Source organism: Microcystis sp. M079S1, assembly GCF_020246425.1.
GTDB classification, from domain to species: domain Bacteria; phylum Cyanobacteriota; class Cyanobacteriia; order Cyanobacteriales; family Microcystaceae; genus Microcystis; species Microcystis aeruginosa.
Genome location: NZ_JADBSZ010000101.1, coordinates 1 through 9,753, shown reverse-complemented (window position 1 = coordinate 9,753; position 9,753 = coordinate 1). Strand labels below are relative to the sequence as shown.

General features: G+C 41.2%; 12 protein-coding genes and 4 pseudogenes. 12 read left to right on the top strand and 4 right to left on the bottom strand.

The window, feature by feature from the left end; genetic code table 11:
• From IM456_RS06235 to IM456_RS06225, 3 genes are all read right to left on the bottom strand, one after another.
• The coding region (locus IM456_RS06235; RefSeq protein ID WP_287707088.1) for a helix-turn-helix domain-containing protein at window positions 1-234 on the bottom strand (234 nt) is incomplete at its 3' end.
• An 11-nt stretch (window positions 235-245) separates the two neighbouring features.
• Entirely contained in the window at window positions 246-452 is a 207-nt protein-coding gene (locus tag IM456_RS06230) for a hypothetical protein (RefSeq protein ID WP_002799008.1), read from the bottom strand.
• A 133-nt stretch (window positions 453-585) separates the two neighbouring features.
• On the bottom strand, window positions 586-888 hold the full coding sequence (locus IM456_RS06225; RefSeq protein WP_012265936.1) for a hypothetical protein: 303 nt from the start codon (window positions 886-888) through the stop codon (window positions 586-588).
• 320 nt (window positions 889-1,208) lie between these two features.
• Between IM456_RS06225 and IM456_RS06220 the strand changes: the two genes are divergently transcribed.
• The 9 genes and pseudogenes from IM456_RS06220 (at window position 1,209) to IM456_RS06180 (ending at window position 6,315) form a co-directional block, all read left to right on the top strand.
• Window positions 1,209-1,391, top strand: a complete 183-nt coding sequence (locus IM456_RS06220) for a CsbD family protein (protein WP_002752242.1) — start codon at window positions 1,209-1,211, stop codon at window positions 1,389-1,391.
• A gap of 292 nt (window positions 1,392-1,683) precedes the next feature.
• On the top strand, window positions 1,684-2,160 hold the full coding sequence (locus IM456_RS06215; protein WP_002803199.1) for a CsbD family protein: 477 nt from the start codon (window positions 1,684-1,686) through the stop codon (window positions 2,158-2,160).
• 50 nt (window positions 2,161-2,210) lie between these two features.
• Window positions 2,211-2,360 (top strand): lmo0937 family membrane protein, encoded by a 150-nt coding sequence (locus IM456_RS06210; protein ID WP_110546089.1) that lies wholly within the window; start codon window positions 2,211-2,213, stop codon window positions 2,358-2,360.
• Between the two features lie 8 nt (window positions 2,361-2,368).
• A pseudogene (locus tag IM456_RS06205) lies at window positions 2,369-2,557 on the top strand (transposase); the annotation flags it as partial.
• A gap of 196 nt (window positions 2,558-2,753) precedes the next feature.
• Window positions 2,754-3,213: pseudogene (locus IM456_RS06200) on the top strand (RNA-guided endonuclease InsQ/TnpB family protein); the annotation flags it as partial.
• A gap of 233 nt (window positions 3,214-3,446) precedes the next feature.
• Window positions 3,447-4,310 (top strand): cyanophycinase, encoded by an 864-nt coding sequence (locus tag IM456_RS06195; RefSeq protein ID WP_002763233.1) that lies wholly within the window; start codon window positions 3,447-3,449, stop codon window positions 4,308-4,310.
• An 89-nt stretch (window positions 4,311-4,399) separates the two neighbouring features.
• Complete coding sequence (locus IM456_RS06190) at window positions 4,400-4,816, top strand: YggT family protein (protein WP_012265930.1); 417 nt, start codon at window positions 4,400-4,402, stop codon at window positions 4,814-4,816.
• Window positions 4,807-5,111 (top strand): annotated as a pseudogene (locus IM456_RS06185) (transposase); the annotation flags it as partial. The gene IM456_RS06190 and the pseudogene IM456_RS06185, both read left to right, overlap by 10 nt.
• A gap of 316 nt (window positions 5,112-5,427) precedes the next feature.
• Window positions 5,428-6,315, top strand: a complete 888-nt coding sequence (locus IM456_RS06180; protein WP_149986776.1) for a succinate--CoA ligase subunit alpha — start codon at window positions 5,428-5,430, stop codon at window positions 6,313-6,315.
• 500 nt (window positions 6,316-6,815) lie between these two features.
• Here IM456_RS06180 and IM456_RS06175 read toward each other — a convergent pair whose 3' ends face one another.
• Complete coding sequence (locus tag IM456_RS06175; RefSeq protein WP_287691257.1) at window positions 6,816-7,394, bottom strand: class I SAM-dependent methyltransferase; 579 nt, start codon at window positions 7,392-7,394, stop codon at window positions 6,816-6,818.
• 531 nt (window positions 7,395-7,925) lie between these two features.
• Between IM456_RS06175 and IM456_RS06170 the strand changes: the two genes are divergently transcribed.
• The 3 genes and pseudogenes from IM456_RS06170 to IM456_RS06160 form a co-directional block, all read left to right on the top strand.
• On the top strand, window positions 7,926-8,285 hold the full coding sequence (locus IM456_RS06170; RefSeq protein WP_287691259.1) for a glycosyltransferase family 2 protein: 360 nt from the start codon (window positions 7,926-7,928) through the stop codon (window positions 8,283-8,285).
• A gap of 39 nt (window positions 8,286-8,324) precedes the next feature.
• Entirely contained in the window at window positions 8,325-8,849 is a 525-nt protein-coding gene (locus tag IM456_RS06165) for a glycosyltransferase family protein (RefSeq protein WP_287691261.1), read from the top strand.
• Window positions 8,850-8,902: 53 nt separating this feature from the next.
• Window positions 8,903-9,753: pseudogene (locus IM456_RS06160) on the top strand (hypothetical protein); the annotation flags it as partial.

The window sequence follows — 9,753 nt, the reverse complement described above, 5'->3', positions numbered from 1 at the left end:
TTGTAAAGGTACACAGCTTACCTCGTTTAAAAAGTTTAATTCTTCTTGTTTTTTCCAATGGGTTAGCATTGAAGAAGTTTGAGCGTAGCCTACTCTTTCTTGTCTTTCATACCAAGCTTGTGTTCGTTCGTGGAGAGCTTTGTTGTAAACCAATCTTACACAGCCCAAAGTGCGCCGCAATAGCGACTCTTGTTCGGGTGTTGGGTAAAATCGAAACGAGTAGGCTTTTTCCATGTCCTTTCACACTAGCATATATTTCGTAAACGATGCTCATATTTAACAGTAAAGCCGTCGTAGAACGACGGGGTTTCAGACCCAAATTTTCGATGAGGAGCAAACAAACCCCGAAAGCCCTTGTCTTTAAGGGTATTCATGGTTTCTTTGGCAGCATACCAACTATCTCCTGTGACTGTCTCTGGTTTCAATCCCCAAGCTTTTACTTCGTCCAACATTTCTAAGAAATATTCATGTTTTGTCTGACCCTCCTGTTTATTAACGATTCGATAATTAACGGGAACTGACCTTCCTTTACAATCGGTATAATATCAGGTAACTGCGTTAATACCTTTGACTACTTTTTTGTGTTTACCACCAGTAAAAGTAATCGATTAACTCAGCTTTAGCTGGGTGACTATAAGGCTTGTCAATTACCATGTCGTCTGTACTGATTGTTCCTCCTTCAAGTTCGATTTGAGGAGCCACTTCATCAAACAAATCCTTGGGTGTATAGTTCTCTCGCCACAAGAAACGATTGACACTGTCATGAGATAAATTGCCCAGAATTTGAGCCAAACGAACACAGCTTATATATTTAGGTTCGCCGAGCAAAAATAGGGTGTAAATAGCCAGATTACATTGAGCAGTTGTTGGCTTCGTAATGTTTCTCATCAGTTGTTCTGTTATAAGAGATGCCCTTGTGTCAGGAAATCAAATCGGAGAGGGTTTTGTCAAGAGTCGAGAGAGAAATTGTATCTAAGACTAACAAAATTAGACCACCCACATTTAAGCCTTTTTGTCAATGCGTAAGTTCTATGCTTGCAGAAACGGTATCGTTACATTTTGTGTCGTATTCAAGCAATTCATACAGACTCAATCAATTCATACAGTAAATCAAACAACCACCTGTTACAGTAACACCAGAAGCAGAATTGTTAGCTCAACTTAGGTAAGCAGTTCTCAAATCCAACAAATTCAATAAGGAGAGCATCATGAGCTTAAAAGATAGAACCGAGGCAACCGCCAAAAATATCGAAGGTAAAGTTCAAGAAGCAGTAGGAGATCTGACTGGCGATCCCAAAGCTCAAGCAGAGGGCAAGGAAAAACAGGCAGAGGCAAAAGTTCGTCACACTATCGAAGATGTGAAAGATGAAGTCAAAAAAATTATTGATTAGTAGGTCATTTGTCACGGCAACCGCCATTCAGACAAATGATTGAAACTCAGATTTCATCGGAACTCTTCCTCAAAAAATGGCTTCTTTCGAGACAGGTGAAACACTAGGACAAGGCGGCGTAAATAAACCCAATATTACCAGATATCTAGCTTCTCAAAGAAGTCGAAGATCTCTCCCTCGGTAAACTTACGCCGTCAAAGACTAGAAAAATCTTTCTCGAAAGGAGCTAGACAGTAGTTGTTCATCATCCATGTATCATCGATTCATCAAATTCTTTTTGGGAGTTAAAATGATGTCACTTCAACAGATTCGTCGCTTTTTTGTCACCATTATTTTAACTATAATGCTGGCAATTACTATAGCTTTTGATTTTGGAACTACAAATAGTTGGGCTGCAACTTTACCCACCCAATCGCAGACTCAAATCGCAAGCATGAATCGAGCCAAGGCAGTTACTAAAAATATTGAAGGCAAAGCTCAAGAAGCGATTGGCAACATGACAGGCGATCCCAAAGATCAGATGATGGGAAAAGCCAAGCAAGTCGAAAGTCAGGCTCGTAACGCAGCAGAAGATATAAAAGACCAGATGAAGTTAAAAGGGCGGGCAAAAGCAGTCACAAAGAACATTGAAGGCAAAGCTCAAGAAGCGATAGGTAAAGCTACTGGCAACCGCCAGGATCAAGTTGCTGGAAAAGCTAAACAAGTCGAAAGCCAAGTTCGCAATGCAGTAGAAGACGTAAAAGATACGGTTCAAGATATACTCAATTAAGGATCGATGACTGAATTTTCATTACTTTTCTCTAAATCAAGGAGGGAAATATGTTCGATCTCGTTTGGACTGCTGTTGTTATACTTTTCATCCTCTGGTTGTTAGGATTCTCCATTAACATTGGCGGCGGCTTAATCCACCTGCTTTTGGTTTTGGTGCTGATTGGCGTTGTCTACAACTTGTTTATGAGGCGACGGTAATTGTTGATTCTCGAACACAGAAAGGGTCAAAAAATCGGGAAAAAGCAAGAATCAAAGTAGCTAAGATTCAGGCTCGAATCACCGATAGCAGAAAAGACCATTTACATAAGCTAACCACTCAATTAGTTCGTGAAAACCAAACGATTGTAGTTGAGAATTTAGCGGTAAAAAACCGGGTAAAAAACCCCAAGGTAAGCGCATCTTAACAATCCTTGACAAAATGAACTTTATGTGAGTTGCTTGCCCACGATTCAGGCATATTTGAGGAGAATTTGCCATCTCAATTGTTAAGCAAAAATCGACCAAATGGGTCGATTTCGTAACTATTCTGATTGACTGGTATCACTTGAAATGCCCACGCGGATGACAAAATTGGCCAATTGTCAATAGCGTTTGAGATGCTCTCACCCTGTAAAAAACCCGAAACTAGCTCAAGCTATATCAGATGTTAGTTGGGGAGAAATCACTCGACAATTAGCCTATAAATGCCGTTGGTATGGGAGAAACTATCGGGAAATAGATATAGCATTTCTGATTCACAAGAGGTACATTCCCGAACCTGAACAGCTTAATCAGCAAAGGTTTAACTGTGCCGCACAGATGCGAGAAACGCTATAGATGGTTTCCTAGTTCAAAACGGTGCAATAATTGTGGGCATATCGTTGAGAAAATGCCGTTAAGTGTCCGAGAATGGGAGTGTCCTGAATGTGGAACTTGCCATGACAGGGATGTTAACGCCAGTAAAAACATTTTGGCCGCAGGGCTTGCGGTATCAGTCTGGGTCGCGAGTGTCAGACCCGAACAGAGTAAGTCTGTGAAGGCAACTGCTAAGAAGCAGAAACCTAGATCGTGAGGTCTAGGAATCACCGTCCCTTTTAGGGCGGTGAGGATGTCAATCCCACCCCCTAAATCCCCCTTAAGGGGGACTTCTATCGTCTCCCCTGAAAGGGGAGATAAGAGAGGGGTGGGGACTGAGGGGGGTGGGGGCTGGTTTGCTCAACCGAACGGTATTGGGTAGGGGAGGTGTGAACGATTATAATTTAATTTTATGTTGTTGTGCTGTTTAGTTATTCAAGGAGTTTTTGTATGGAATCCACAAAAGAGCGAGGGCAATTAATCATCATTGGTGGAGCAGAAGACAAAGATGGAGATTGTCAAATCTTGCGAGAGTTTGTTCGCTGTGCTGGCGGGACTAAAGCTAAAATTGCCGTGTTAACGGCGGCAACAAGTGAGCCTCGTTCGGCTGGAGAAGCCTATACCCGAGTGTTTGAGCGACTCGGTGTCGAGGATGTATGTGTCCTCGATACCATTCACAGGGAAGATGCCGACGATCCAGAAAACCTGAAAATCATTGAGGAAGCCACAGGAGCGTTTTTTACCGGGGGAGATCAAGCCCTAATCATTGAACACATCAAGGGAACTCAGCTAGATACCTTACTTCACCAACGCAATCGGGAGGGAATGGTGGTAGGTGGGACAAGTGCCGGTGCTGCCATCATGCCCGATCTGATGATTATTGAAGGAGACTCGGAAACCAACCCACGCATGGACGCGATAGAGATGGGTCCGGGAATGGGATTTCTGCACTCAGTGGTGATCGATCAGCATTTTGCCCAGCGCGGACGGCTAGGTCGCCTGATTTCCGCTCTCTTACAGCAGCCAGCTAACTTAGGCTTTGGCATTGACGAAGATACAGCAGTAATTGTGGACGGTGACGAATTTAAAGTGGTGGGGCGTGGGGCTGTAACAGTTGTCGATGAATCAGAAGCAACTTATGATAATTTAGACGAACTGCTCAAAGATGAAGCGATGGCAGTGTGTGGAGTCAGGTTGCACATCTTACCTCAAGGATTCCGCTTTAACTTGAAAACTCGCAAGCCCGTTTTCTCTCGATCAATAGAGTTAAAGGATAGCAATCCTAAAAAGGAGGCAGAAGTTGAAAGGGAGTAGGTCGGAGGGAACAATCAGTGGTGGCTTGTACCCGCCACTGATTGGAGAATTTATTTAAATCAGAAAAATATTGACTCTGAGGTCTAAGAATGAATCACGATCGGGATGATGAAACCAATCTTGAGCGGCGACAAGAACTGCTACATGATGAAGAGGCTTTTCGACTTGATCAAGAAGAGAAACGCCTGCGATCTGCCAGACGAAGTAATACCTTAAATTGGATAATTAATAGCATTTTCGGGCTGGCAGGAATAGGGCAAATACTACTGGTAATGAGGTTCTTGCTGCGTTTGTTTGGTGCGAACCCACAAAATCAATTTGCTCAGTTGATTAATCATCTATCTGCACCTTTCATTGCGCCATTTTCCACCTTATTCATTAGTCCTGCTTCATCTGGTGGAGCAAACATATTTGATGTTAATATTGTGATTGCGATCGTAGCCTATGCTCTCTTGAGCTATACTTTGCACGGCTATAACTTGCATTTTTTCCTCAAATCACTCTAGTATTAGATAATGCCCGCTATCAAAAATGTAAAATTGTTGAAGAATTGGCTCTTTCTTTGTCAATAGAATTACTCTATCTGCCGTCTTATTGCCTAATCTAAATTTAATTGAAAGCCTGGGTAAATTGGTCAAAAAGAAATGTTTATATGGTAAATATTATGAAAACTTTTCCGACTTTTCTTCAGCTATTTATGAATGTCTGAATGATGCCTATCTGAAACATAAAAAAGAACTGGATTCCTTGCTCACTCTAGGATTTCAGAAGTTTAATAAATCTCAGATTATGAACGACTAAAGTATATCAGTTATCAGTCATCAGTAATCAGATGTGAGTTTTCAGTTCACAAGGGACGAATCTAAAACCTAATTGGTTAAGCTAAAAGCTTTGATGTGCCTAGTTTCTAACCTTCTTTTTAGGTGAGAGAATTGCCAGATTCTTTCTTTTGCCTCTTGCATGAGTGACTCTTGCCTTCAGAACCTGATTACTGTTTACTGTTTACTGACCACTGAAAAAAACTCCCATCAACAGTGTCTCACTGATTACTGTTTACTGTTTACTGATTACTGTTTACTGTTTACTGTTTACTGAAACAACTCCCAACACTTAATATATGAAATGGACAGATAAAGATCAGATAATTATGCAAGGGATCGATCGACCCCTAGGCAAATATTATGCGGCACGATTGAAAGCTCAGGGAACCTGTTTGGTAGCGGGGGTGGCTAGTGGCCCCGGTGGTGAGATAATCGCAGAGATACCAGTGTTTGATCTAGTGGCCGAGGCCGTTGCTGAAGCCGGAGAAATCCAAACCAGTTTAATTTTAGTCCCCCCCAATCAAGTCCTAGATGCGGCCTTAGAAGCGATCGCAGCAGCAATTCCCCAATTAATTATCGTCACCCCCGGAGTTCCCCCCTTGGATCTGGTGGAATTATTAAAGATAGCTAGTACCACCGGGACATTAATTCTCGGCCCCGGCAGCCAGGGTGTGATTATTCCCAATTATCTTTGGTTGGGTATTTGTGAACCGAATTTTTATCAATCGGGGACAATCGGTCTGATCACCCGCGGCGATCGCATAGGGGATGAAGTGGCGAAAACTTTAACAGCAGCGGGGTATGGTGAATCTATGGCGGTAAATTTGGGTACTGACGGCATTATTGGCTCCAATTTGTCCCAATGGTTGCAGGTTTTTGAGGAAGATGAAAATACCGAGGCAATTCTCCTCGTCAGTCAGGTGGGGGGAAAGGCCGAAATCGAGGCAGCCAAATATATTGCCTCGGCGATCGAAAAACCAGTGATTGCCTATCTTGTGGGGTTAAATGCAGCGATTGAAACCAATTTCGGCGATACAGAAACAATTATTTCTAACCAACTTTCCTACTCTGTTGCCGCTAAGAATACCAGAAAAGATAGCTTACGTCATTTTCAAGAAGCTGGGGTGACAGTGGTAGAAAAATTAGCCGATTTACCTGCCTCTTTAGCTAAAGTCTTGTCCTGAATTTGACCCCATTGCTCCAATAATAAGCTGTTGACTACCTAAATTACTCGTTAAGACTGCACCGGAGTTGGGAGTACTGGAACTATCGAGGGTATGGTTATATATTTTTCAGCTTACTAGCCGCCGCCTTTTCCTTCCCCCCTTATCCCGAACTGAGGTTAATCATTAATAGACCTCTTGTAAAAATCAAAAATTGTTGTTAGGGTTAGGAGTCAGTAGCCAGTAGTCAGTAGTCAGGAGAATTAAGAATAAATAATAATCAGTTAAATGGTCTATTTACATATTTTATGCCATTTAATCCTTATTTTTGCCGTTTTTGAACCCTGAAAAATTAATTACGCAAGAGGTTTAATCAGTAATCAGTGCCCAGAAAGCGGAGCAAAGGGCAGAGTTAAACCTACCCTTTATTATCGGAAAAAGTCCTTTCTTTTCGTCTTTTTTTGATAACTTATTTTCTGTTTGTGGCCAGGAATAGATTTGTGGTTTTAGGAGTGACAGCCTTAGTGAACTAAAACGCAGAGATTAGACACTAAGCCCAGAAATTTCGGCTTATACCAGTGGAGAGTAACTTTTAAACCATTAATTCGGGCAGCTTGTTCAATAATACGGGCAAATTCATCTTCCGCAAGCAAGCGCAGATTTTTTTCCCTAGCCCAAAACTTCATCCCAATTAAGTTTAAGACAGCGCGATGCCAACTTCTCGGCAGCCAGTGCAAGAGGGGCAAGCGCGTATGAAATTCTAGCCAGTGGTAGCGATTAGGAGTAGTGATAAATAAGCGGGGACATAATCGCAGCAGGCTGCTGACGTATTCAATCTGCGATTGTTCATTGCCGACGTGTTCGATAACCGCCGATGAGATGATATAGTCAATTCCTTCTACTTGGGAAGGTGTGGGAGGCCAATCAAGGACAAGTAATCCGGGGAAAAATGCCGCTAAATGGCTAATTTCTTCAGGAGAACAGGCATAAACCTTAGCATCATCTTCCAGCAACCAGCGGATAAAGCAGTTACTCGCTTGTCTGGTGGTTTCCGGTGTGGAACCATGGTCTAAAAATTTTTTTCCCCTCACACCATCCACGGCATTCTCTAAAAAATCAGGCTCTTCGGTTTGTCTTATGCAACGTACAGGGTTATAAGGAATGAAACTCTTATAGAGAAAGACATTTGGCGATTTTTGTTAATTGGTTTCGATCTAGAGCGAACTAATCAATTAAATCTCTTGCCAGATAAGGATTCAGTCGATTTATGCCCCCATATCGAACCATACTAAGTAACGAAGAACCAAAAATCATACATTTTGCGGCGCATTTGCAGGGTGGTCTTGCCGTGAAGTTTCGCCAGGGGGCGGTTTTTGCCAAAATAATCGATGCCTAATTTTTCTACCATGAATCTATTCCTTAATTTTTTTTGAAGGACTTGACAACTGTTCAATATATACTTATATACTAACTAGGCACAAAAAGTTCTGCGCGGTTGAGGAAAAATTTTTCTTAACCTTGATGGCCTATGGCCATTGACTAAATATGGTTATGGTTAACCCCGACGAGGCTATCTCTGAAAAAACCAATCATAATCAGAGGTTCAACCAATAACAATCCACCTGGAAATAATGGAAAGCAGTGCAAAATTGGAGAGTCAATTATCGTCAAGTTCAGCAAGAAAGGAAAACAATGCTGCTTTTTCTATTGTCATTCCCGTCTACAATGAGGAAAAGGGTATTACTCCGACTTTAGAACTTCTCCAAGAACAACTAAAACTCTCTAATTGTACCTATGAGATTGTGGTGGTTAATGATGGTTCTAAGGATCGAACGGGTGAAATCTTGCGAGAACTTCAGGAATTGATGACATTTAGGTTAATCGAACATCCCAGAAATCGTGGCTATGGTGCAGCACTGAAAACGGGAATTAGACAGGCTAAATATGGGGCAATCGTGATTACGGATGGGGATGGAACCTATCCTAACTAAAGAATTCCCCAATTAGTTGCCCTGCTAGAGAATGCCGATATGGTGGTCGGGGCGCGCACTGGTGCGAATGTCAGTTATCCAACAATTCGCAAAATTCCTAAGTGGTTTCTTGTCCGTTTTGCCGAATGGATTAGCAATAGTCGCATTCCAGATCTTAATAGTGGCTTACGGGTTTTTCGTAAGAGCGTGGTCGAAAGATTTTTTAATATCTTACCCGATACTTTTAGTTTTACCACTACGATTACCCTAGCCATGTTGACTAATGGTTATTTAGTCCATTATGAACCGATTGACTATTTTGCTCGCCAGGGCAACAGTAAAATTAAGCCTATCCGGGATACTTTGCGCTTTGTCCAGTTAATCCTCCGGGTGGGAATGTATTTTGCCCCTCTCCGGGTTTTTCTTCCCATTGCTGGGTTTTTCTTTCTTGGGTTTTTATTTACCCTAATTCAAGATATTTTTGTTCATGAAGATCTCACAGAAAGAACTCTCCTGCTATTAATAGCGGCAACCCAAACAGGAATGTTTGCTCTTTTAGCAGACATGATTGATAAACGAACTTGATAATAAATATCGGTATAATCAGCATTTTTTGTGACAATTTGTAGAGGTGTTAAATGAACTATTGGTTAAGTATAAAAACTATGATAAGTAAAGATATAGTAGAGATTAAGTGTCAAGTCGTGTCGAAAATTTTTCCAGTTATTTTGACTTTAATTTGTTTAATTAAACTATTCTTAACGAGAACCAGTGAAATAGTGGCCTCTCCCAGTGATCCCCAGAATTATCTAAGTCGTGCGGAAAGAGCGGTTTGGTTTTCCGATGGAATTGGTATCTTAAATTTAGGCCATCCCCCAGGTTATTCCTTATTTGTTTGGCTAGTTAGTTTTACGGGGATACCCCTGCGAATATTCCACGAACTATTTTACATTTTTTCAGTGTTTTTATTGATTTATTCTATTCGCTTACTAAAAGTACCGAAAATTGTCTGTGTTTTAGTTTTTTCTTTGCTAATTTTCTATCCTCTGACTTTCAGATTTTTTAATGATGCGAGAAGCGAAGCAATAACGGTTTCCTTGTTTAATATATTGATTGCGTTGATCATATTTTTGTTGTTCAAGAAAAAAATATCAGAAAAAATCATTTATTCCTGTTTGGCTGGATTAACCCTCGGATTTATCGGCATTACTCGACCAGAAAAAGGAATTGAATACATCTATATGTTAAGTTTAATTCCAATTATGTTTTTAACCAAGCCTCAGTGGAAATTAAGAGAAAAAATCCAACAGTCTTGTTTTTTAGTATTTTTACCCCTGTTAGTCTTCATTATGGTAAATTTTGCCATAGTCTCACTTAACTCAATTTTCTTGGGTGTGCCAGGGGTAAGTTTGTGGAATGCACCTAGTTTTAAGGGTATGTATACAGGATTAATGAAAATAGATGCTGGTACTCCAGTCAGACAGGTTCC